This window comes from Clostridium carnis, from assembly GCF_054657435.1.
The window spans coordinates 2,796,700-2,819,607 of record NZ_BAAHYS010000001.1 but is presented as its reverse complement, the minus strand read 5'-3'; the positions used below and the strand labels follow the sequence as shown (position 1 = coordinate 2,819,607).

The window sequence follows — 22,908 nt, the reverse complement described above, 5'->3', positions numbered from 1 at the left end:
TTTTCTTTTTAATATATAGCTCTTACTATCTATAATAAGTATATAAATTTTTAAACTCTTTAGAATTAAATTCATGTTTTATATTACTAATTAAATTTGTTTATATAAATAAAATTTAATATATTGTTCTTATTTTGGATACAACTATTTAAGATGTCTTATTTAAATGTTATAATATTAAGGCATCTTTGATGTGGGAGGGTGAGGGATATAGAAAAGAGGTTTTTACGAAAGGATGGAAAAATTATTTAAATTAAAAGAACACAAAACAAATTTTAAAACCGAGCTAATTGCAGGTTTAACTTCTTTTTTTGCTGCAGTATATATTATTGTAGTAAATGCTAGTATTTTAAGTGATGGAGGTATTTCTCAAGAACCGCTTATAATTTCAACAGTTTTAGCTTCCTTTATAGGTTGTTTATTAGTTGCTTTTATAAGTAATACTCCACTAATTATAATGCCTGGAATGGGAATAAATGCTTTGTTTACCTATACAATAGTATTAAGTATGGGACTTAGCTTCTATGAAGCATTAGCTTCAGTAGTAATATCAGGTGTATTGTTCTTAATAATAGCCTATACACCACTTGCTAAAATACTAAACTCTTCAATTCCAAATTCTTTAAAAGAATCTATTACAATAGGAATTGGTTTATTTATTACTTTTCTTGGATTTCAAAAAGGAGGACTTATTATTTCAGACCCTACAACAATAGTAAAATTAGGATCACTTTCAGATACTAAAGTTCTATTTTTTATAGCTATGCTTCTAATTACACTATTTCTATTTTCTAGAAATATTACTGGATCATTTCTAATAAGTATAACTTTAGGTACTATAGTATCAGTATTATTAGGGTTTGTTGATATTAGCACTTTGGAATTTTCACTTCCTAATTTTAATTCATATAAATCCATTTTCTTTTCATTAGATTTTAGTGGATTGATGACTATACCTTTTTGGATTGCTACATTTTCATTAACACTTGTATTAGTTTTTGAAAATATAGGTCTTTTACACGGACAAGTAATCGGTTTATTAAATACACCTAAAAAGCAAAATAAGGCATTAAATGCCATTGCAATATCAACAATAACTTGTGGATTTTTAGGAACTAGCCCTACTGTTTCTACAGTAGAAGGTGCCGCCGGAATTACTGCTGGTGGGAAAACTGGTTTAACTTCTATTGTTTCTGGTGTATTATTTTTATTATCTTTGTTTTTTATTCCATTTATAAAATTAATACCTAATGAGGTTATAGCTCCTATTCTAATTGTAATAGGATGTTTAATGATTCAAGGAATTACAAAGATAGATTTTTCAGATTTTTCAGAGGCTATTCCAAATTTTCTAATAATAATATTAATACCATTAACTTTTAGTATTGTAGATGGTATTGCTTTTGGATTTATGTCCTATACACTTATGAAACTATTTACTAAGAAACAAAAGGAAATATCAATACCAATGTATATTATAAGTATAATATTTTTATTGTATTTCTTATTGCATAATATATAAATTGAAATAAGTAATAAAGATTAAAAAATCTTTATTACTTATTTTTTATATTCTTAATCTTAAAAATTAATATATTTATATATTCCATTTTTGAATATATACCTTTCCATTTCCTTGTATTTTAAATAAATTATCAAAATTATTATTATAGATTCTAGTTGAAAAAACATTTAATCCATTATTTATAAATACTTCTAAGGAAGAATTATCCGAAAAAATTCTTATATTATTAATAAAATCTATTTCAACTAGTCGCTTTTTTCTACCAAAACCAGATTGCCCAAGTTCTAACTTAAAAACTTTATTCATAAAAGATAATTTGCAATCTTCTCTTATTTCAATTAAAAATTCATTTGTATTATTAAAATTTACATTAAGTTCGAAGGAATAAGAATGGAAAATTTCTAAACTTATCTTATTAGATATATCTAATAACTGTATTTCAATAAGGTTTTTTCTTAATTTCTCTAACTCTTTCACTGGAACTTGAATTAATACATTATTTTTTAATATAAGCTCTCTTGGAATAGTTAATTGATGTTGCCAATAATTTTTTATTGTTGGATTTTTATGTTCAGGTTCATCTGGTATTCCCATCCATCCAAACATAATTATTCTTCCGTTTTTATCTCTAAAACTTTGAGGTGCATAAAAATCAAATCCATTATCAAATTCTATAAAGTTATCTAAACAAATTTTTTTCTCATTACACTTTTGTTTTTTTACTATATATCCACTTTGATAAATATTATTAAATTTATATTCCTGTGCTTTTATTCCTTGTGGAGAAAATAATAATATTTCATTATTATTTATTTTTATTATATCTGGACACTCCCACATATAGCCTAAATCTTCATTACCACCTATTGGATCACAGTCTAACTCCCAATTATAAAGATCCTTTGATTTATAAATTAAAAGATATCCCTTATTATCCTTTCCTCTTGCACCAAGTACCATATAATAAATTCCATCTTCTTCCCAAACCTTTGGATCTCTAACATGTAGCGACATGTTACTTGGAAAATCCTTATTAGATAAAATACGCTTTTTTTCAGAAAAATTTATTCCATCTTTACTTGTTACTAATATTACATTTTGTTCTCTACCTGATAAAATATAATCATGCTCTCCTTTAAATTTTACATTTCCTGTATAAAAAAAATGAATTTTATTATCTTTAACTAAAGCTGAACCAGAATAAACCCCATCTCTATCAAACTTACTATCTGGGTAAAGTGCAATCTCTTCTTCATTCCATTTAACTAAGTCTCTTGAAGTATAATGTCCCCAAAACTTTAGCCCACCATTTGAATCTAACGGTGAATACTGAAAATATACATGATATTTCCCACTAAAATAACATAATCCATTAGGATCATTTATCCATCCTATTGGCGCCATTATATGATAATTTGCTCTCCATTTATCTTTATTTACTACCTCTATATATTTGTTCTTATATTTTATTATTTCTTCTTGAAAGTTTCTTTTCATTAAATTTATCTCCCTTTAGCTAATTCTAAAACTTCTTCTTTAGTTGGTAGCGCACTTATTGCTCCTTTTTTACATACTGTTAAAGCTGCTGTTGAATTTGAAAATGTTAATATATCCTTTATTTGCTCTCCTTTTAAATTAAGCAAATCTTCTAAAGTATAATCATTTTCTATTACTTTATATAAAAAGGAGCCAATAAAAGAATCTCCTGCACCAGTTGTATCTTGTGCAACAACCTTAAATGATGGAGAAAATACTGTTTTGTTTTTAGTTATAAATTCTGCTCCATTTATTCCCTTAGTATATATAATTATTTGTACTTCTCCTGTAAATAGAGATTGTATTGCTTTTCTTTCATTTTCTATACCTGTAATAAATTTTAATTCTTCATCACTTATTTTTATAATATTAGCTAAAGGTAAAAACTCTAAAATCGCTTTACGACAATCTTCTGGATTTTCCCATAATGGTAATCTAACATTAGGATCAAAACTAATTAAACATTTTTTAGTTTTTGCAATTTTAATTGCTCTTTTATGAGCTTCCTTAATTGGATCTTCTATTAAGCTTACTGAACAAAAATGAAGAATCCCATTCTCTTCAAAAATATCTTCTTCTATTTCTGAAGATTCTAGTAACATATCTGCACTTGGATTTCTATAGAAAGAAAAGTCCCTTTCTCCATTTTCTTTTAATGATACAAAAGCTAAAGCTGTATTAGCCTTTATAGTTCTTTTAATTGATGATGTATCAACACCTAAGAGTTTAACACATTCTATTATATGATCACCGAATCCATCTTGACCAAGCTTTGTAAGCATTGTAGCTCTTCCACCAAGCTTTGCAACGGTAGCAGCTACATTAAGTGGTGCACCACCTGGTACCCTAAAAAAACTAGTTACATCCTTTAATGGTATACCTTTTTCAAATGGTATAAAGTCTATTAATGCTTCTCCTATAGAAACTACTTTATTCATAATCTTTACCTCCCAAAGAATTTATTTATATAAGCTTATTCATACAATTTTAGATAATAATTTTATTATTTAAAATATCATATTACGCACTTAAAGGGAACGTTCCCAGATATACTAAATATTATATCTCTTACTATAAAATAAGTCTATATATTATTAGTTAAAAGTATATATAAAAAGGATATTCTTTATAAATTAATAATTTAAATAATATCCTTTCTACTAATATTTAATAAATTTTCATTAAGGTTTTATATCCAAGTCTTATTATGAAATCGTTATTTTCTATTATAAAACCGTCTATTTCTTTACTTTCATATTGTAAATTTCTCAAATAAAGTTTTTGACTAAGTAATGTAGAGTGTATAATTATATCTCTAATTTTATGAGCTTCATTTTTCCCTTTTATATACCCATCACTTTCATTAATAAGAATATATTTTAATTTCAAAATTTTATTTTTCAACTGAAATATACCATCTTTATTTTTATATGGAAAAACAAGCTTGTTTGCTAATAAAACTAAAACTACTCCTATAAATACATATCCAATTCTATAAAATATTAACTTGTTTATATTTTCCGTTAAAGATGCTATGCATAAGGATGCTATTGAAGTAAATATTGATATTTTATAATACTCTTTAAATCCATATATTAAATATAATGATAAAATTAATATTATTATTGTTACTGACTTTATATTTACAATATTAATAATTATTCCTGTAAATATAATTGCAATAATATTTCCAAGTACTCTTTCTTTTGCTCTTGAAAGAGTATCTTCATAATACGCTTGCATAGTTGACATTATTGTAATAATAACCCATATAATCTTATAAAACCCAAAAATCTCTCCTAATAGTAAAGTTATTGTTAATGATATTGACATTCTCATTGCAAACTTAAATCTAATAGTATCAGGATGAAAATATTCTTTGAAAGTATTAATAGATTTATCTAACCCTGATCTTTCCCACTCTTTATATATTTTATTAAAATCTCTTTTCTTTAAAGACTCTAACTCAAAAAAACTTTCTAACAATAATTTTAGAATATATAAAACTTCTCTAATATAAGTTGTATCTTTTTTATTTACATCTATAAAAACATCTATAACCTCTTCTAATTTATATATAGATAATTTATTACTGGAATAATCTAATATATTATCTATAACTATTATTAAGTCCTTAATAACTTTAAATTTTATTTTATTTTCATTATACTCTATATTTATATTTTTAAGTATTAAATTAAGATATTCTATATTTATATATATCATAAATTGAATTTTACCTAAATTAGTTGTTAAGTACTTTTTATGCCTTGTTATATATATTCTATAGGCTAAATCTCTCATTTTATCAGAACACTCTATTGTAACATTATTATTAAATTTATTATTAATTATATTATCTAGCTGTCCTTTCAATAATTCAAAGGACACAGTAACATTTTTACCTAAAATAGATTTCTCATTTGCTTTATTAAATGAACTTCCGAATATTACAATTAATACTCCGTAAATAACGGCTAAAAATCTTATTGGTAATTCAACAAAGGAAATATCTGAATACTGAGTAAAAACATACATCATTATAAATGGCTTATAAAATGTTGGATCATATGGGGAAATCACAGAGTACATTATTAAAAACATACTGATAAAATTTATTGGTATCCCAAATAAAATATTAATAGAAGAAATATATGAAAACGTTACTATTATTAGGTTCAAAAAAATTATTTTAAGAGATTTATTAAATGTCTTAACCTTAAAATTCTGCCTTCCTACTACTGATGATGTTAAGGCAATTGGAAAAGCTATCATTATATTTTTTACTCCAAATAATATCCATACACCAAACATAGTAGCTACAGCAACAGTTCCATGCTTTAACATAGCATATCTATTTATTTTAAACTTATTAAGTAGTTTATTAATCATAAAATTTATAGTGCTCCTCACTTTATAAATATCATAATTATATTATTTATAGATTTATATTCAAATATTCTGTAAATAATATTCTACTAATTATTTATTTAAAATAGTTGCTAATATACTATCCTAACCTGAAAATTTACAATTGATTTTATCGATTTATATCGAATATATATCAGAAAACTCTATATTACACTTTTCAATTTGAGATTCTATTTCGTTTCTATTAGTATAAATATACTCTTTTTCTATATAACTTATAGGTATTTCAAATGAAAATTTAGTTCCCTCATTTATTTTACTTTCAACATTTATGCTTCCTCCATGCATTTCTACCAATGATTTTACAATTGAAAGCCCAATCCCACTTCCGTAACTTTTTCTTGTTATTGAATTATCTATTTGTTTATATCTATCAAATATACTATTTACTTTATCTTTTTCAATACCTATTCCAGTATCTTTAACAGATACTTTCACATTATTTTCTAAAGCCTCTAATTTTACAAGTATCTCTCCATCTTTTTCTGTATATTTTAATGCATTTGATAATAAATTTAGCATAATTCTTTCAATTTTATCTTCATCACATGCTAATATTTTCTCTTCTATATTAGTATCAAAAACTAGATTTACACCTTTTCCTTCTATATAATTAGCAACTGAAAGTGTTATATTTTCAATTAAACTTACTATATCATGATTTCCTAAAGATAAGTTATAATATCCCGTATCTATTCTAGTTATATCAATTAAATTATTTACAAGCCTTAATAATCTATAGGAATTTTGTTTTATAAAATTTATATAATTATTAACTTTATTTCTATCTATATCTCTTATATCATTATACTTACTTAGCAATTGTATAGTAGATAATATAATGTTTATAGGTGTTTTAAACTCATGAGATATATTTGCAAAAAATTCATTTCTCAAACTTTCAAGTTCATATTCTTTTTCTAACTCTCTTTTTAATATTTGTGTTTCTTTTTCCTCTGTTATATTAAATGAAATTCCAAAAATATATTTCACATCTCCAATTTCATTTAATACAGGAATTTTGCTTTTATAATACCATTTTTCTTTATTATTAATTTTTATCTTATCCTCATATACTTTAGTTTTTTTATCTTTAATTATTTCTTTATCTTGTTTGTTAAATAACATTGTTATATCTTTATTTAAAAAATCAGAATACTTTTTCCCTATTAAATTAATATTTTGTTGTTCAAGTTCATTAATAAATCCCTTATTAGCATAGATATATTTACCACTACAATCTTTAAACCATACATTAAACGGTATATTTTCTACTATATATGATAAATCCTTTAATGAAAAATCACATTTATAATATTCTTTTAAAATAATACAGTAACATTTTTTTTCTTTCCAAGCTATTTTAAAAGTATTACATTTAAACATACTTATTTTGCTTTTAATATTAAACTTAATAAGCTTTATATTATTTAAAGTACTTTCATTTGTAAATTTATATATGCTTTCACTATAGAAATCGCTTTCTTTACAACCTAATTTCTTTAATATTTTACTATTACAAAATTGTATTTCTCCCCTTTTATCTATAACAATAATATAATCATCTATATTATTAAAAATTAAATCCATTATGCGTCCCCCTAATTTGTCATATATTTAATCTTTTTATACATCATACCATATTAAGTATATTTATGTAAAATAATGATTTTTATTCAATTTACTGTAAACAAATTTGAAATATATTATTTTATAAATTCTATTTTAATATTTTATTAAATATATAAATTTAACTAATTCATTTTATTTTATTACAAATAAAAAAAATGATAGTATTAAACTACCATTTTTTATAAACTATTTTACAAGTTCAGCTGTTTCCCTAGCAATCATAAGTTCTTCATTTGTTGGAATTTCATAAATTTTAACTTTTGAATCCTTATTAGATATTTCCTGTATTTCTCCTCTGATTGAATTCTTTTCTTCATTAAGTGTAAATCCTAAAAACTCTAATCCTTTTAGACTTTCTTTTCTTGTTAAAGATGAATTTTCTCCAATACCAGCAGTAAAGACAATAACATCTACTCCTCCCATAATTCCTGCATATGCAGCAATTTGAGCTCTCACCTTGTAGTGGAATATATCTAATGCTAATTGAGCTCTCTCATTACCTTTTTCTGCAGCATCAATTACATCTCTAAAATCTGAAGAAACTCCTGAAATACCAAGAACACCAGATTTTTTATTTAATAATTCATCAACTTCTTTTATATTATATCCATGCTCTTCAATTAAAAATCCAATAACTGATGGATCTATGCTTCCAGATCTTGTTCCCATCATAACTCCAGCAATTGGAGTGAATCCCATTGATGTATCAATTGATTTACCACCTTTTATAGCTGTTATTGAACAGCCATTACCTAAGTGACAAGTAATTATTTTTAAGTCTTTAATATCTTTTCCCATTACTTCAGCAACTTTGTTAGAAACATATTTGTGAGAAGTACCATGGAACCCATACTTTCTTATTCCATACTTTTCATATAATTCATATGGCAATGGACAAATGCAAGCTTCCTTAGGCATAGTTTGGTGGAATGCAGTATCAAATACAGCTACCATTGGTGTATTTGGCATTAATTCCTTGCAAGCTTCTATCCCAATTATATTTGGTGGATTATGAAGGGGAGCAAGTACAATACATTCTTTAATTGATTCTAAAACCTCATCTGTAATTATAACTGATTTTGAATATTTTTCTCCTCCATGAACAACTCTATGACCTACAGCAGATATTTCATCCATAGAATTTATTACTCCATGTTCCTTATCTACTAATGCCTCTAAAACTAACTTTATTGCATCTTTATGATCCTTCATAGGAGTAGTTACAACATATTTATCTTTTCCTTCAATCTTTTGGGTTAATAATGATCCGTCTATACCTATTCTTTCAATTAACCCTTGTACCATTGATTCTTCTGTATTCATATCAATTAATTGATATTTTAAAGAAGAGCTTCCACAATTAATCACTAAAGTTTTCATCTTTTTTCTCCTTTTCACATACCTTTTATAATTAACATTTAATATAATATAATCATACATCAAAATTAATAACTTTTAAAATGATTTATTATTCTCCTTTATCTGAAAATTCAAAATATATTCTTCTTTTTTAATAATAAAATGTCTTTAAAAGTATTAAAAAATGAATACTATTTAAAGACATTTTATCAAATATTAAATTAAAAGATTCTAGGCTATACTGTATTACTTATTTTATATTTAATAAGGGACTTATAAAATCATTATCATAAACTCTATTAAGACATTTTACTGATAGGTTTAATAGTTTTATAAGTTTTTTTGTCCATTTCCCTACATAAATATTAATATCTTCATTCATAGGTAAATAACGAGCTGATGTAGATTTAAAAACTCGTTTTAAAAAAAGTAATTCTTTGTACTCATTTATACTAAAAGGTGATTCAGTTTCAATAATATTAAAGAATTCTTCTATGGCACCTAAATTACTAAACTCTATAATCCCATTCATATAGTTATATTTAATACATAAATCTCTAACTATTTTAGCAATAACATAAATTTTATTCTCTAATTGTTTTCTAGTAAATGCTTTTCCTAATATTTTTTTCTCTAAATCATTATAAATGGACTTTAATTCATCTCTTATAGTATCAAGTGAATATAAGTTTATATTGTCAAATTGATTTTCTATAAATCCACTTCTTGAATAAATAATGGTTCCTTCTAATTTTACACTCCATATAAAATAATCTCCCTTTTTACAACGTCTAGTAACTTCTGATTTTGTAAATATACTTATCCAAAAATGCGGTATTTTTAATTCATATGCAATATTATCTTTAATTTTATTTAATGTACTCATATAACAATCATCAACTACAATAAAAAAATCAATATCACTTTTAGAATCAAAATCCCCTCTTACAAAAGATCCATATATTATTATTGATTCTATATGATTTTTTTCTAAATTAAGTTTATCAAGCCTATTAGATAACTTAAACTCTGACATATTAAAATTCTCCTTGGTATAACTATAGAATCATAATATGTATTAACTAATTTCTTTGTTCATTTATGTTTATATTATTGATAATATTCACTATTTATAGGAAATGTTTTTATGGTTCCGGCTTTATTTTTCCAAGATAGTACTTCTTTTGGTATTCCTTTTGTTTCAGTTACGTCTACTAATAATATTTCATTATCTTTAAGTCTATCTATTAAAAGTTCATAATCCTTATCTCGGTTGGCTTTTATATATTCATCTATATTAGGATTACTTAAAAAATCTTCCGATAATTTGTGTATTCTTACATCGCTTATTGCTTTTTCTGATTTTATTACATAAATAGCATTTCCAGGTCTTCTTAATACTATTGGTATATTTCCTCTTTCTCTTATATCCTTTTCAACCTTCTTTGTATATTCATCTATATTATCTTTTTCTTTATTATACGAAGCTCTTAATATAAATGTTTCCCCTATCTCTTCTAAGTTTTCATCAGGTTTTTGTGCTGTAGATTCTTTTTTGTTATCCTCTTCATTATTTTCTATTTTTACATCGCTACATCCAATTAATAAAATTGAGACTACTACAATTAATGTTATTAATAAATTTTTCAATTTATTTTCCTCCATAAAGTTTATTGTCTAAATTAGTATTTCCTATTTTTTTATTTAAATATATAAATTTATATTTTTTTAATTTTTTTGGATATCAAAATAAGTTATACTAAATTTATCTATATAATTAATAATCCTAATTTTAAAGAAGAAAAAATGAGAAAGAGGTTTAAAATGCTTACAATAACTATGTATATATTAATTTTTTGTGGTTTATTATCATTTTACTTATATGCTCAAAATACATTTATTGATGTAGAACATTTCAGTATCAATATTAAAAATCTATATACTAATTCTATTAAAATTGCTCATATTTCTGATTTGCACTTAAGAGATAAAAGAGACTCAATTAAATCTTTAATTAAAAATATAAAAAATGAAAATCCAGATATAATTGTATTAACTGGCGATTTAGTAGATAGACATGCGAACGTATCTGAAACATTACTTTCAAAACTCTGTTATGAACTCTCTAAAATTGCTCCTTCCTATGCAGTAACAGGTAATCATGAAATGGATAATGAAAATATTAAAGAATGGAGAACTATTTTAAAAGAAAATAGTATTCACATTATGGATAATTCTATTGAAATTTTTGAAAAGGGAGAAATAAAACTTGCTATAGCTGGATTAAGCTATAGTGAAACTTATAATTTTGAAAGATTCTTATATAAATCTGATATATTAACTTTACCTATGATATTACTAGCTCACAGACCAGACTTATTTTCATCTTATTTTTCTAAATCTAATATAAAAGTACCTAATTTGGTTTTTGCTGGTCATGCCCATGGTGGACAAGTAATAATACCTTTTATTAATAAAGGTATTATAGCACCACACCAGGGTTTTTTCCCAAAATATTCAAGCGGATTATATACTTCGGATAACAACGTAAATATGATAGTTAGCAGAGGTGTTGGAAATAGTCTATTCCCATTTAGAATAAATAACAGACCTCATATTCCAATAGTAGAATTAAATTAAAATTTTTAAATGTATCAGTTATTTTATATGAAGATATTCTATTAATTCAGGTAACCCTTCTTCTGTAATAATTGAAATTTTAAATATTTTTTTTACTCCTGACATAATTAGTTGATTTTCTATAATATCTATATTACTATCAGTAGTTAATTTATCTATTTTAGTAATGATTCCAATAACTTCTTTTCCAAAAGTACATGAAAATGCTGGTGGTATTTTTGTTTCTATATCTCCACATTCTTGAACTAAAGCAATTATTTCAGCATCTACTGAAGTTACTATAAGAGCACTATAGTAACTTCTATTTTCAAGATATTCCCCCGGAGTATCAATTGAGTTAATGAACATCTCTACAGATTGAGTCTTTTTATATTTTACTTCTTCACCATGAAGTTTTTGACAAAGAGAGGTTTTCCCACACCCACTTTTCCCAATAAAAATAACCTTTTTCATATTACCTCCTTTAAGAGCGAGTTATATTAGTAGCTGAAAATTTTAAATTATCACAAAGAACATGAATTACTTCTTTTAAGGCTTCTTCTACTGCTGATACACTTCCTGTAATAACTAAAGATCCACTAAACCTATCAATAAATCCTATTGCTACATCAGAAGTTTTTGTTGCAACATCTGCTGCGATAATTGAAGCTTCACTTGGTGTTATAGTCATTATACCAAGTGCATTCTTATTTTCTATTATTAATCCTAATTTTTGATATAATTCTTGAACTGGATTTGCAATTAAATGTGCTAAAGTAACTTGTTTTCCAGGTACGTACTCTTGAATAACTCTAGTTTTATCTTCATTTTCAAAAATATTCATTTATACACCTCTTATTAATATAAATTATCTATAAATCCTTTATCTGGATTTGGAATAATTCCAGAATCTAAAAACATTCCTTTATCCTTTAAAATTTTCTTACTATTTTCTATAGCCATATCTACAGCAGCAAGTTCCCCTATTATAATAAAGAAACTTTTTCCACACATACCTCTTGCAAGTCTAACTTCTACTAATTTTACATCTGAAGTTTTTGCGGCAGTATCTGCTGATTCAATAATAGATGCAACTGAATAACTTTCAACTATTCCAATAGCTCCTTTGATGTCAACTTCATTACTTCCAGAAATTGCTCCATATATTTGATCTGTTGGATTTCCTAATAAAAAACTATCAATAACATTTTCTTCAAAAGCCTTTGTTCCAGCCTCTATTGCAGATTTTACAGAAGAAAGGCTTCCTTTAAATAAAACTATATATTTTCCTGGACAAACAGTAGCAGCATGTATTACTTTTATATCTGCTGTTTTTACCATTTTATCTGCTGCTATCATACCACTTGGAACTTTTAAATATTCTACTAAGCCTAATGCCCTATCCATTATTATTTCTCCCTTCTAATAACAATATTATTTTCATTTACTTCTGCAATAACACCATCTATTGAGGAGTGTAAATATACACCTAAGTCCTTCTCATTGACTATACCAATAACATCATTTTTCTTTACTATATCTCCTACTTTTACTATGATTTTTGCTAATGCCCCTATTGATTGTCTAGTACTTATATTTACTATATTAGGTTCTTTTTTCAGTGATGAAATCGGTGCATCTTTATCATATTCACTTAATTTCAATCTAGAAACTATCCTTTTTACCGGAACTCCCCTATATTCTCTATTTTTATCTACACTTTTCCTTGAGGTATCTTGTAATTTTACTCCAGATTTTCTTAACCTTGTTTTTAAGTCTGATATAACAGCTTTAGGATTTAAATTTTGATGACATGAATATGATGAACAAAGATTGCATTCACAGCATGCTAATGCATTAATAAAAACTTTTGAATTATTTTCCAAACCAAAAGAAAGTGAATTCATAATTTTATGTGGCTCAATAGAATGACCTAATAGATATCTTGGACATAAATCTGTACACATTCTACATTGTGAACATACTCCCATAGCTCTTTTTATAGCTACATTTAATTTATATTCTCTAAGTTCAATTATTGGGTTGTCTTTTGGCAATATAAAAATACCTTTAGTAGTCTTTGTAACTGATTCATCAATACTTCCTATTCTACCTGTCATAGGACCACCAATTAATAACTTGTAATCTTCAATTAAAGTTCCATTAACTTCATAAAGTAAATCTTTAAACGTTGTTCCTATTGGTACACATAATGTTTTAGGGGAATTCACTGCACCACCAACTGTTATGTATTTATGTGTTACTGGAATATTTTTTTCTATAGAATTATACACATTAAATATTGTTTCTACATTAATTACCATAACTCCAACATTTAACGGAATTCCTCCTTGAGGTACAATTTTTTTTGTTGTTTCATAAACTAAAACAACTTCATCACCTGCTGGATATCTATCTTTTAATAACTTCTTTCTTAATTTAGGGAATTTATATATATTTTCATCTATAGCAATATCTGCCTCTTTGTAATGTTCTTTAATAGCTACTATTCCTTCTTTTGCTCCTAGAGTATTTACAACAAAATCTAACCCTTTTAAAACTTGAAGTGTATTTTCTTTTAATAGATTTCTATCTACTCTAAAAAGTGGTTCACATTCTGCACCATTTAAAATAACCGTTTCTACATCATAAGATAGTTTTGCATATGTTGGAAAACCTGCTCCTCCTGCTCCTACAATTCCCATTTCCTTAAATAAACTTTTAACTTCTTGAAGTAACATAAAACCCCTTCTTTCTTAGAATATTATTCATCTACTATTCCAACTATAGCAGCATCTATTGGGACACTTTCCTTATTTAATCCAAGCCTTGCGCTTGAACCTGTCGTTACTATAACTAAGCTTTGTCTACCAGCTCCAACTCTATCAATAGCTACCAATTTCTTTCCATTATCATATCCTTCTAAAGGCTCAACAATTAGTAATTTAAAACCCATAAGCTTTTCTTCTTTTCTTGTACTTACTATATTTCCTATAACTTTTCCAACTATCATATTTCCCCCTCCTTTAAGGAGAAGAGGCTTTTAATAAAAAAGCCTCTTAATTATTTTATGTTAACTTAATATTTCTACATATTCACCATTTTTTATTCCTAAAGCATTTGCTTCATCTGTATCTATATGCAGTTCTAAATGATACTCATCACTTATCCTTACGTCTATATTATTCAATATACCGTCTCTCTCTCCATTAAATTTAACAGAAATTACTCCTTCTTTTATACCAAGCTTCTTAGAATCTAATGTGGACATATGAATATGTCTTTTAGCCACTATACATCCTTCGCTCTTTCTTACTACGCCTTTAGGGCCAACTATAGTTATTTCTGCTGTTTTCTCGATATCACCAGATAATCTAATTGGTGCTGTTACACCTAAATATATTGAGTCAGTTAAAGATATTTCAACTTGAGTTTTACTTCTTGTTGGGCCTAAAATTCTAACATTTTCTATTGCTTTAAGTTTATCTCCTATAATTGTAACTGTTTCTTCGGCAGCAAACTGATCTCCCATTAAGCTTTTTTTTACATTTAATTTATAATTTTCACCAAATAATTTGTCTAAATCCTCTTTAGATAAATGAACATGCCTTGCTGAAACTCCAACTTTAACTCTTTTATTAGTAATATTTAAAACTCCCATATTATTTACTTCATTTAAAACTGCTTCAGCAATTAAGTCTATTAATATCTGATTCAATTAAATCACCAACTAACTACTATACATTTTTAGGTAAAATACATTCTACAGAAGTATGAGGTCTTGGAATTACGTGTATAGCAATTACTTCCCCTAATCTTGAAGCTACTTCTGAACCTGCTTCTGTTGCTGCTTTAACAGCTCCAACATCACCTCTTACCATAACAGTAACTAAACCAGATCCTATTTTTTCTGTTCCTATAAGTTCAACATTTGCAGCTTTTACCATTGCATCTGCACCTTCAATAGCTGCTACCAATCCTCTAGTTTCTAACATTCCTAATGCTTGTTGTCCCATTTTAATTCCTCCTACTTTATTATTTTTATTTATATTTTCACTTTTAACTTTTATTTTTCTAGTTTTCTTTTTCTTTTCATCTAAATTTTCTATCTTATTATTAATTTCCTCTGAATTCTTATAATCCATTACTTACCCTCTTTATAATTCTTTATATTTAGCAGAACTTTTCTCTATTAATCTAATAACCTCTTCGTGTGGTTTTGAAATTACTGCATTTGCTACACATTTAGTAATTTTATTTGCAGTATAAACTCCAACATCAACAGCAGTTGTTACATCATCAACTTTTCCTTCAATTATGAGGGTTACTAATCTACCACCTAATTTTTTTTCTAATGTTTTTATATTTACATTTGAAGTCTTCGTCATAGCATCTAAAGCTTCAAATGCTGATACTACACCTACTACTTCAACTATTCCTATAGCTCCCATATTTAACCCCTAATTTAATCTAGCTTTGGTAATATTTTTTCTACATCTCCATTTGGTCTTGGAATTACATGAACTGCTACTAACTCTCCTAAAGCTTGAGCTGCACTAGCTCCAACCTCTGTAGCTGCTTTAACAGCTCCAACATCACCTCTTACCATAATAGTAACTAAACCTGATCCTATTTTTTCTGTTCCTATAAGCACTACATCTGCCGCTTTTACCATTGCATCTGCTGCCTCAATAGCTGCTACTAAACCTCTAGTTTCTATCATTCCTAATGCTTCTTGTTTCATTATAAACTCCTCCTAAAATTTAAATTTATTTTATACAACTTGCTTTTATAAAATTTTCTACTTTTTTATCTGGACTAGCTATTACCTTTTTGCAACTAAATCCCGATACTTTATTTGCAGCTCTTTCGGCTGCTTCCATAGCCATTTCTACATCACTTACGCTGCCTCTAAACTTTACAATTATTAATACAGGTACTGGTAATTTATCTGCATTGGCTGGTTTATTGTTGTCTAAAGCTTCTATTCTTACATTTCCAGATTTGCATGCTGCATCTGCTGCCACTAATGCAGTTGTTAAACCAAAAACCTCAATTATTCCTAAAGCACTCACCTAGCACCTCACTACTTATTTATTATGGCTATTTTTATTCCTTCCTGTCTTATATTTGTTTCTAAAGCTTCTCCAAGTTCTTCCAAAGAAAATTCATGTGTAATTAACTCATTTATCGGTAATCCTATACCGTTAGCTCTCTTTAGAAAATCAAATGTAGTTAAATAGTCTTGAGGAGTATACACCCATGATCCAACAACGGTTATTTCTTTATTACAAATATCAAAGTGTGGATTTATAGTTGCATTTCCATTATCTACAAAGAAACCGACTTCACATAAGCCTCCTCCTCTTTTTACAAATTTCCATATTCCCTCTGCGGCCTTTGGTGAGCCTGTACATTGGAATGCAAAATCAACACCTATATTATCTGAAAAAGCTTTAACTTTACTAATTGTTTCTTCAAAGGAAGAGCTATTCATAATATTAATTGTTTCAGTAGCTCCTAATTTTTTAGCCATTTCTAATCGCTTTTCATTTCCATCTACAGCAACAATATTCTCTATCCCCATTGTTCTAAGTACTGAAAGTAAAAGCAACCCTATAGGTCCACATCCTTGTACTAAGACTTTAGAGTTAAATTTTAACAATCCTGTTTGCTTAACTCTTTCAACAGCATGTACTACAACAGCTGATGGTTCTATTAATAATCTTGAACGAAGATCCATATCAGATACATTAAAAATTGTAGATCCCTTTCTTAAAACTAAATAATCACTAAACCATCCATTCAAATGTACATTGTCATCGCTAATTAATCCATAAATACCTTGATTTTCACAAAGATTTGTTCTTTCTGGATGTTTTAAGCATACATCACATTTGCCACATGGTATTATACAAGTTACAATTTTATCTCCAATTTTAATATCTTTACCTGCTGAATCTTTATTAATATTTTTACCTATTTTTACAATTTCTCCGCTACCTTCATGTCCAAGAACTACAGGTATAATTCCAAAAGGATCATTTTTATATTCGTGAACATCTGTACCACAAATTCCACACCCTTCAACTTTTATAAGTATTTCATCATTACTAATTTCAGGTATATTAAATTTTTTTATTTCAATTTTCTCTTTAGCCACTAACATACCTACTTTAGCTATACCTTGATTTTCTAAATTAAAATCTTCTTTACTTTCATTTCCATGTGTCATTTCTTTTATAATACTCTTTACTATTTCTTCAATATTTATATTATTAACATCCATAACTTAACCCTCCCTTTATCTAATTGAAAGCCCATCTGATAATACACATCTTCTATTTTTTGTAAACGTTTTAGTAGATGTTAATCCTTCACCTGTTTTACTTGCTATAGTAAATGTAGCAAATCCTTCAGCATTTACACCTAATGCTGAATATGATGGTGCATTTTTAACAAAAATTGCTGTATCAATTTTTCTGGCAAAAGTTGTTAGATTATCTATATTTTTTGAATGCATATGAGCTGAATGTCTATTTCCATGCTCAAGTTCTAATGCATATTCAACAGCTGATTCAAAGCATTTAGCTCTTACTATCCCTAAAATAGGCATCATTAACTCTTCTTTAATTAATAAATCATCTTTATTTCCTTCAAATATAATACATCTAATAGAATCATTAACACTAATTCCTATAGCCTCTAAAATTTTACTTGCATCCTTTCCAACAAAATCTCTATTTAAAATTAATTTATTACCTTTTTTTATTAAAACTGTATCTTCAAGTTTCTTAATAACTTCAATATCATCTATCATATATGCTCCAAAACAAGTCATATATTTCATTAAATCATCACATATAGAATCTAGTGCTATTACTTCTTTTTCTGCTATACAAGGAAGATTGTTATCAAATGTTGCTCCATCAATAATATCCTTAGCTGCTTTTTCTATATCTGCACTTTCATCTACTATAACTGGTGGATTCCCAGCTCCGGCTCCTAATGCCCTTTTGCCTGACGATAATGCTTGATGTACAACTCCTGGACCTCCAGTTGCAGAAATTAAATCAATACCTTTATGTTTCATAAGATTTGTAGTTATTTCTATACTTGGTTTTTTAAAGGAAACTACTATATTTTCAGGCCCTCCAGCTTCTATTGATGCTTCATTTACAAGCTTAACAGCAAAATTTGAACAATTAACCGCATTTGGATGTGGAGCAAACACTACTGCATTTCCTGCTGATATCATTCCAATTGAATTACATAAAACTGTTGCTGTTGGATTTGTTGATGGCGTAATTGCAGCTATAACTCCAAAGGCTCCCCTCTCAATTAATGTAAGTCCACCATCACCACTCCATGCAGTAGTTTTAATATCTTCAGTTCCAGGTGTTTTTTCTGCTATTAAAACATGTTTTGTAATTTTATCTTCAACTTTGCCCATTCCAGTTTCTTCAACTGCCATATTTGATAAAACATCTGCATAGTCTAAACATTTTTGTCTTATATTTTTTACTATTTTTTCTCTTTGAGTAATAGTGAGTTCTCTTAAACTCCTATATGCTTCTTCTGCAGCAAAAACGGCATCATCAACTGAATTAAAAATATATTTTTCTTTACTACAATTACAATTTCCTTTGCAAGATTTACTGTCATTACAACATGACTCATTAATTTTTTTTGTTCCTATCATTTCACTTAAAACTTTAGCAACTATATCTTCTATTATCTTTTCATTACTAACCATTTAATGACCTCCTTATATATTGATGTTCCTAGTACAGCAAGTTTATTATCATACTCTGCTGTTCCACCACTTACACCAATTGCCCCTACTACTTTCCCTTCTACTTCTAAAGGAAATCCGCCTGGAAAGGCTACTATTTTGTTATTATTTGTATTTATTATCCCAAATAAATCTCCTCTATCTTTTGCTAAATCTCTAAGTTCTTTTGTTGATACTCTTACTGTTGCTGAAGTAAAAGCTTTATTAACAGCTATATCATAACTAGCTGGTAATGCTCCATCCATAAAATGAACTGCTATTGGAAAACCCCACTTATTTGATATTGCTATAACCACTGGAGTTCCTAGTTCTTTTGCTTTTTTTTCAACCTCATTTATTATTGAAGTAGAAATCTTTAAATTTAAATATTCTAAATTACTCACTCCACTCACCCTTTAAAGGAATTCCTTTAATATATCTTCCAACATCTAATCCAAATTCCTTAAAAATATTTTTCGATATAGTATTAACTCCAAATTTAAAGTCATTACTATTAAGCCAAGCTTCATTTCCATGTATTATAACAACCATGTTAAATGGTTTATCTTTTAAATTTATTTCATCAAATAACTTTAAAGGTAAAACTTCATAATAAATTCCTTGCTCTTCAATACCATTTTCTACAGATATTAAATTTTTATTATTGGGATCACTATATATTTGTAAAAGATTATTTGTCATTTTCAACTTACAACCTTTCTATATAATGTAATGTTAATCCAGTTGAAACTGCATGTCTTGGACCTTCACAATTTCTTATATTTCCACAGCCTGCAACTATTCCATAATTAGAAAGTTCTTTAACTATCATATCTGGAACTTCAAAATCTAATGCCGATCCACCAACTAATACAACATTAGATATAAGATGAATATTCCCCATTGGACTTATGCTTTTTAAACCTCGTAATATATTTCTAACAAATACTTCTTCCTTAGATCTTTTTCTTATCTTTATAATTTCTTCTATAGTAATATTTTTATATATTGGTATTAACTCATTTTCTTTTACCACTACTATTCTTCCATAAAGTCTAGAGCTTAAAGGTTTACTAAAAAACTTTATTTCTCCTGTTTCTAACCTTAATGTATATAAAGATTCCACTTTTCCTACAATATTCTTTTTTATTTCTTCCGCTATATTTCTATCATTTAACCCAAGTTCAATATTAATTAGCATAGTAACTAATTCTCCTGCGCCTGCCAAATGAGTTGTAGTTACCTTACCACTTTCTTCAAGTATTGCAATATCAGTAGATCCTCCACCCATATCAACAATTGAAATTGGTAATTTTGTACCTCTAGTTGTTAATGCTCCTATTGAAGCCATAACTGCTTCGATTCCATTAATTTCAACATTAACTTTAAATATTGATTCTAACTCATATTTAATATTTTTTAATGGAAGCTCATGAGTTTTAACCATAGCAGCAATAGCTACCGCCTTTTCTCTATAGGTTTCATTGGCTATTCCACCTTTTATCTTTAATGGAATAGTTGTATCTACAGCTAATATATCTTTTATCTTTATACTTTCCATATTAAGTTTTGAAATATTTGCCATAGAATTTTTTATAGATTTAATCATAAATAAAATATTACTTTCATTTTCTCCATCTATATCTTTAATTTCACCAATAGCCTCTACTTTTCTCATAATTAAATCTGCCCCATTACTAATATCAACTTCCTCAATGCTTTTTTTTCCTATTATTTTTAAAAATCCAGCCTTAATTTTTCGCTCCTTAACTTCTCCATCTGGAGTTCTAATTACTACACCTGATTTTAAACCAATAAGTCCCTTTGCAATTGGAATAACTTTTTTTGTTTCTTCAGCAGTAAGATTAAATATACTAGATAATCCATAGGGATTGCTTAATTTTTTTATTGTTTGTCCAACTTTAGCAACCTCAATAGCTGCTAATTTATTTATTGGAATCTTATTTATATTAATAACTTCATCTACAATTGGAATATTTACTTTTAATCTATTGCTTAAAAGAACACCTTCATCTTCTTTTAAAATAGCACCTGTAATTTTTAATCCTTTGTCTAAAAACTCATTTATTTTATTTGATGCCTCTTCATAATTATAATTCTCTGAAACTACCACTATGTAATTTTCATTACTTTTAGCATTGCATAAATCTTGAATTTTTATAGTTTTTCCAAGAGCTAATCCTCCACCACCTGGTGTATCAGGATTATGTCCAATCATAGCGGAATCTGTTATAATTGTCTCTTGTATAGTTTCCATAGCACTTTCTCCAATAACAGGAGAAGCTTCATTTATCTTTATAAGGTCTATATCAGTTATTTTTAAATTTAATTTTTTTAATAACTCATTTATTGCAACTCTTATTCCAGTTACATTATCCTTTGTTCCTTTAACCCCTGTAGTTTTAACAGAAAATGATCCTAAGTATTCAATCTCCTTACTTAAGGTGTCTATATTACTTAAAGTAATTTCTGTTGTTGAATTACCTATATCTACTCCACAAATTTTCACTATACTTTTAACAACCCTCTTTTTTTATATACTTTAATAGCATCTAAAACTAGATTACTACATTTAAAAGCATTATATTTAACTTCTAATTCTTTAGCCTTTTCTAGAAGTTCTTTTTCTGTACTTCTATATGGCCTTAACATATTATAAATAATAAGTAATTCATCATCAGGAATATTTACTAACTCTGAAGCTCTTTCTAAGTTTTCACCTAATTGATATCGCCCTTCTTTTTTAGCAATTTCTCCCTGAATATTTAAAGTTTCTTTAGATATCTTAATATCTTCTCCAGTAATATTGCCCTTAATAACTTCATCTATTGTTATATCATCTAATCTTCGTCCACTTTTACTTTTTATTTCTACATTTTCTTTACTTAACGGATATTTCATATTAATTCCTCCAATGGTATTTCAACTGATTTAGCACCTCTTATTACTTTTTCTGTATCCTTTATATGAAAAAGTGCAGCTTTTACTTGAAATTTAGGTCTTACCATACAATCACTTGTTACCTTAATTGGAATTGGATTAGTCATTTTTGCATATTTTGCAGAGTTTTTTCCTATATTTCTATAAGTCTTAAGATCTATTAATGGAGCTTGGGGAAATAGTTCTAAATTACTTAAAGGATATAAATCTTTTTGATGTATCACTGAAGTTCCCTTGGCCTGTAAACCTATTCCTATTCCAGATCCACTATTAAGAGCTGCTTCTTTTCCAATAAATGCTACATCTGCACTTTTAAAAACCTTAATTACTCTTGCCTTAAGCCCCTCTTCTTCTATTCCAGCAACAATTTCTTTTATTACATCTCTATGGGTAATTCCCGAAAGTGTGGTTTTTACCTCTTCATTAAATGTAGGGCTTATTCCAATTACTACCTCATCTTTATCTTTTTTATGAATATTATTTATATTAATATTAGATTCTTCTAGTTCTTTTAATTTTTTCATTACAATTTTTGTAATTTCTTTTATTAATATATCCTCATTCATCTTTT

26 protein-coding genes are annotated in these 22,908 nt (G+C 26.9%); 2 read left to right on the top strand and 24 right to left on the bottom strand.

What is annotated here, in order from left to right:
- Positions 1-235 precede the first annotated feature (235 nt).
- Positions 236-1,522: an NCS2 family permease gene (locus ACYQ1T_RS13720; RefSeq protein ID WP_459835779.1), complete on the top strand. Its 1,287-nt coding sequence runs from the start codon at positions 236-238 to the stop codon at positions 1,520-1,522.
- A 75-nt stretch (positions 1,523-1,597) separates the two neighbouring features.
- Here ACYQ1T_RS13720 and ACYQ1T_RS13715 read toward each other — a convergent pair whose 3' ends face one another.
- From ACYQ1T_RS13715 to ACYQ1T_RS13685, 7 genes are all read right to left on the bottom strand, one after another.
- A complete protein-coding gene (locus ACYQ1T_RS13715; protein WP_459835776.1) occupies positions 1,598-3,022 on the bottom strand; it encodes a glycoside hydrolase family 32 protein in 1,425 nt (474 codons plus the stop codon).
- Between the two features lie 5 nt (positions 3,023-3,027).
- Positions 3,028-3,999 carry a PfkB family carbohydrate kinase gene (locus ACYQ1T_RS13710; RefSeq protein WP_459835774.1) on the bottom strand — a complete coding sequence of 324 codons (972 nt, stop codon included), beginning with the start codon at positions 3,997-3,999 and terminating at the stop codon, positions 3,028-3,030.
- A gap of 229 nt (positions 4,000-4,228) precedes the next feature.
- Entirely contained in the window at positions 4,229-5,953 is a 1,725-nt protein-coding gene (locus ACYQ1T_RS13705; protein WP_459835772.1) for an FUSC family protein, read from the bottom strand.
- Positions 5,954-6,109: 156 nt separating this feature from the next.
- Entirely contained in the window at positions 6,110-7,582 is a 1,473-nt protein-coding gene (locus tag ACYQ1T_RS13700) for a sensor histidine kinase (protein ID WP_459835770.1), read from the bottom strand.
- 228 nt (positions 7,583-7,810) lie between these two features.
- Positions 7,811-9,004, bottom strand: a complete 1,194-nt coding sequence (locus ACYQ1T_RS13695; RefSeq protein ID WP_459835768.1) for an acetate/propionate family kinase — start codon at positions 9,002-9,004, stop codon at positions 7,811-7,813.
- 229 nt (positions 9,005-9,233) lie between these two features.
- Complete coding sequence (locus ACYQ1T_RS13690) at positions 9,234-10,019, bottom strand: nucleotidyltransferase domain-containing protein (RefSeq protein ID WP_459835765.1); 786 nt, start codon at positions 10,017-10,019, stop codon at positions 9,234-9,236.
- A gap of 74 nt (positions 10,020-10,093) precedes the next feature.
- On the bottom strand, positions 10,094-10,633 hold the full coding sequence (locus tag ACYQ1T_RS13685) for a hypothetical protein (RefSeq protein WP_459835762.1): 540 nt from the start codon (positions 10,631-10,633) through the stop codon (positions 10,094-10,096).
- A 174-nt stretch (positions 10,634-10,807) separates the two neighbouring features.
- Between ACYQ1T_RS13685 and ACYQ1T_RS13680 the strand changes: the two genes are divergently transcribed.
- Positions 10,808-11,623 (top strand): metallophosphoesterase, encoded by an 816-nt coding sequence (locus tag ACYQ1T_RS13680; protein ID WP_459835760.1) that lies wholly within the window; start codon positions 10,808-10,810, stop codon positions 11,621-11,623.
- Positions 11,624-11,641: 18 nt separating this feature from the next.
- On the opposite strand, the gene ACYQ1T_RS13675 is transcribed toward ACYQ1T_RS13680, so the two are convergent.
- From ACYQ1T_RS13675 to ACYQ1T_RS13595, 17 genes are all read right to left on the bottom strand, one after another.
- Entirely contained in the window at positions 11,642-12,076 is a 435-nt protein-coding gene (locus tag ACYQ1T_RS13675; RefSeq protein ID WP_459835758.1) for a EutP/PduV family microcompartment system protein, read from the bottom strand.
- Positions 12,077-12,086: 10 nt separating this feature from the next.
- On the bottom strand, positions 12,087-12,446 hold the full coding sequence (gene eutS, locus ACYQ1T_RS13670; RefSeq protein ID WP_459835755.1) for an ethanolamine utilization microcompartment protein EutS: 360 nt from the start codon (positions 12,444-12,446) through the stop codon (positions 12,087-12,089).
- Positions 12,447-12,460: 14 nt separating this feature from the next.
- Positions 12,461-13,009 carry a BMC domain-containing protein gene (locus tag ACYQ1T_RS13665; protein WP_459835753.1) on the bottom strand — a complete coding sequence of 183 codons (549 nt, stop codon included), beginning with the start codon at positions 13,007-13,009 and terminating at the stop codon, positions 12,461-12,463.
- A 2-nt stretch (positions 13,010-13,011) separates the two neighbouring features.
- Positions 13,012-14,343, bottom strand: coding sequence for a 4Fe-4S dicluster domain-containing protein (locus tag ACYQ1T_RS13660; RefSeq protein ID WP_459835750.1), 1,332 nt, complete (start codon positions 14,341-14,343; stop codon positions 13,012-13,014).
- Between the two features lie 23 nt (positions 14,344-14,366).
- Positions 14,367-14,615, bottom strand: coding sequence for a EutN/CcmL family microcompartment protein (locus tag ACYQ1T_RS13655; RefSeq protein ID WP_459835748.1), 249 nt, complete (start codon positions 14,613-14,615; stop codon positions 14,367-14,369).
- 60 nt (positions 14,616-14,675) lie between these two features.
- The gene (gene pduL, locus ACYQ1T_RS13650) at positions 14,676-15,263 is read right to left on the bottom strand and encodes a phosphate propanoyltransferase (protein WP_459836562.1); all 588 of its coding nucleotides are present in this window, start codon (positions 15,261-15,263) and stop codon (positions 14,676-14,678) included.
- A gap of 76 nt (positions 15,264-15,339) precedes the next feature.
- Positions 15,340-15,618, bottom strand: coding sequence for a BMC domain-containing protein (locus tag ACYQ1T_RS13645; RefSeq protein WP_459836560.1), 279 nt, complete (start codon positions 15,616-15,618; stop codon positions 15,340-15,342).
- Positions 15,619-15,759: 141 nt separating this feature from the next.
- Complete coding sequence (locus ACYQ1T_RS13640; protein WP_459835745.1) at positions 15,760-16,053, bottom strand: BMC domain-containing protein; 294 nt, start codon at positions 16,051-16,053, stop codon at positions 15,760-15,762.
- Between the two features lie 14 nt (positions 16,054-16,067).
- Positions 16,068-16,346, bottom strand: a complete 279-nt coding sequence (locus tag ACYQ1T_RS13635) for a BMC domain-containing protein (protein WP_459835743.1) — start codon at positions 16,344-16,346, stop codon at positions 16,068-16,070.
- A 25-nt stretch (positions 16,347-16,371) separates the two neighbouring features.
- Positions 16,372-16,677, bottom strand: coding sequence for a BMC domain-containing protein (locus ACYQ1T_RS13630; protein WP_459835740.1), 306 nt, complete (start codon positions 16,675-16,677; stop codon positions 16,372-16,374).
- Positions 16,678-16,688: 11 nt separating this feature from the next.
- A complete protein-coding gene (locus ACYQ1T_RS13625) occupies positions 16,689-17,891 on the bottom strand; it encodes a zinc-dependent alcohol dehydrogenase (RefSeq protein WP_459835738.1) in 1,203 nt (400 codons plus the stop codon).
- Between the two features lie 15 nt (positions 17,892-17,906).
- The gene (locus ACYQ1T_RS13620) at positions 17,907-19,358 is read right to left on the bottom strand and encodes an aldehyde dehydrogenase family protein (protein ID WP_459835736.1); all 1,452 of its coding nucleotides are present in this window, start codon (positions 19,356-19,358) and stop codon (positions 17,907-17,909) included.
- On the bottom strand, positions 19,337-19,780 hold the full coding sequence (locus ACYQ1T_RS13615; protein WP_459835734.1) for a GlcG/HbpS family heme-binding protein: 444 nt from the start codon (positions 19,778-19,780) through the stop codon (positions 19,337-19,339). Before ACYQ1T_RS13615 ends, ACYQ1T_RS13620 begins: the two co-directional genes overlap by 22 nt.
- Complete coding sequence (locus tag ACYQ1T_RS13610) at positions 19,773-20,078, bottom strand: hypothetical protein (protein WP_459835732.1); 306 nt, start codon at positions 20,076-20,078, stop codon at positions 19,773-19,775. The genes ACYQ1T_RS13615 and ACYQ1T_RS13610 overlap by 8 nt, the downstream gene beginning before the upstream one ends.
- 7 nt (positions 20,079-20,085) lie before the next feature.
- Positions 20,086-21,906 (bottom strand): diol dehydratase reactivase subunit alpha, encoded by a 1,821-nt coding sequence (locus ACYQ1T_RS13605; protein ID WP_459835730.1) that lies wholly within the window; start codon positions 21,904-21,906, stop codon positions 20,086-20,088.
- A complete protein-coding gene (locus ACYQ1T_RS13600; RefSeq protein ID WP_459835728.1) occupies positions 21,906-22,298 on the bottom strand; it encodes a diol dehydratase small subunit in 393 nt (130 codons plus the stop codon). Before ACYQ1T_RS13600 ends, ACYQ1T_RS13605 begins: the two co-directional genes overlap by 1 nt.
- The gene (locus tag ACYQ1T_RS13595) at positions 22,295-22,903 is read right to left on the bottom strand and encodes a propanediol/glycerol family dehydratase medium subunit (protein ID WP_459835726.1); all 609 of its coding nucleotides are present in this window, start codon (positions 22,901-22,903) and stop codon (positions 22,295-22,297) included. The genes ACYQ1T_RS13600 and ACYQ1T_RS13595 overlap by 4 nt, the downstream gene beginning before the upstream one ends.
- Positions 22,904-22,908 lie beyond the last annotated feature (5 nt).

Bases quoted from the DNA above. Each gene is read 5' to 3' on its own strand.
- ACYQ1T_RS13610 (WP_459835732.1), bottom strand. From the start codon at position 20,078: ATGACAAATAATCTTTTACAAATATATAGTGATCCCAATAATAAAAAT.
- ACYQ1T_RS13715 (WP_459835776.1), bottom strand. From the start codon at position 3,022: ATGAAAAGAAACTTTCAAGAAGAAATAATAAAATATAAGAACAAATAT.
- ACYQ1T_RS13695 (WP_459835768.1), bottom strand. From the start codon at position 9,004: ATGAAAACTTTAGTGATTAATTGTGGAAGCTCTTCTTTAAAATATCAA.
- ACYQ1T_RS13700 (WP_459835770.1), bottom strand. From the start codon at position 7,582: ATGGATTTAATTTTTAATAATATAGATGATTATATTATTGTTATAGAT.
- ACYQ1T_RS13720 (WP_459835779.1), top strand. From the start codon at position 236: ATGGAAAAATTATTTAAATTAAAAGAACACAAAACAAATTTTAAAACC.
- ACYQ1T_RS13595 (WP_459835726.1), bottom strand. From the start codon at position 22,903: ATGAATGAGGATATATTAATAAAAGAAATTACAAAAATTGTAATGAAA.
- ACYQ1T_RS13620 (WP_459835736.1), bottom strand. From the start codon at position 19,358: ATGGTTAGTAATGAAAAGATAATAGAAGATATAGTTGCTAAAGTTTTA.
- ACYQ1T_RS13635 (WP_459835743.1), bottom strand. From the start codon at position 16,346: ATGAAACAAGAAGCATTAGGAATGATAGAAACTAGAGGTTTAGTAGCA.
- ACYQ1T_RS13710 (WP_459835774.1), bottom strand. From the start codon at position 3,999: ATGAATAAAGTAGTTTCTATAGGAGAAGCATTAATAGACTTTATACCA.
- ACYQ1T_RS13600 (WP_459835728.1), bottom strand. From the start codon at position 22,298: ATGAAATATCCGTTAAGTAAAGAAAATGTAGAAATAAAAAGTAAAAGT.
- ACYQ1T_RS13675 (WP_459835758.1), bottom strand. From the start codon at position 12,076: ATGAAAAAGGTTATTTTTATTGGGAAAAGTGGGTGTGGGAAAACCTCT.
- ACYQ1T_RS13665 (WP_459835753.1), bottom strand. From the start codon at position 13,009: ATGGATAGGGCATTAGGCTTAGTAGAATATTTAAAAGTTCCAAGTGGT.
- pduL (WP_459836562.1), bottom strand. From the start codon at position 15,263: ATGGGAGTTTTAAATATTACTAATAAAAGAGTTAAAGTTGGAGTTTCA.
- ACYQ1T_RS13655 (WP_459835748.1), bottom strand. From the start codon at position 14,615: ATGATAGTTGGAAAAGTTATAGGAAATATAGTAAGTACAAGAAAAGAA.
- eutS (WP_459835755.1), bottom strand. From the start codon at position 12,446: ATGAATATTTTTGAAAATGAAGATAAAACTAGAGTTATTCAAGAGTAC.
- ACYQ1T_RS13660 (WP_459835750.1), bottom strand. From the start codon at position 14,343: ATGTTACTTCAAGAAGTTAAAAGTTTATTTAAGGAAATGGGAATTGTA.
- ACYQ1T_RS13645 (WP_459836560.1), bottom strand. From the start codon at position 15,618: ATGGGACAACAAGCATTAGGAATGTTAGAAACTAGAGGATTGGTAGCA.
- ACYQ1T_RS13680 (WP_459835760.1), top strand. From the start codon at position 10,808: ATGCTTACAATAACTATGTATATATTAATTTTTTGTGGTTTATTATCA.
- ACYQ1T_RS13690 (WP_459835765.1), bottom strand. From the start codon at position 10,019: ATGTCAGAGTTTAAGTTATCTAATAGGCTTGATAAACTTAATTTAGAA.
- ACYQ1T_RS13705 (WP_459835772.1), bottom strand. From the start codon at position 5,953: ATGATTAATAAACTACTTAATAAGTTTAAAATAAATAGATATGCTATG.
- ACYQ1T_RS13640 (WP_459835745.1), bottom strand. From the start codon at position 16,053: ATGGGAGCTATAGGAATAGTTGAAGTAGTAGGTGTAGTATCAGCATTT.
- ACYQ1T_RS13625 (WP_459835738.1), bottom strand. From the start codon at position 17,891: ATGGATGTTAATAATATAAATATTGAAGAAATAGTAAAGAGTATTATA.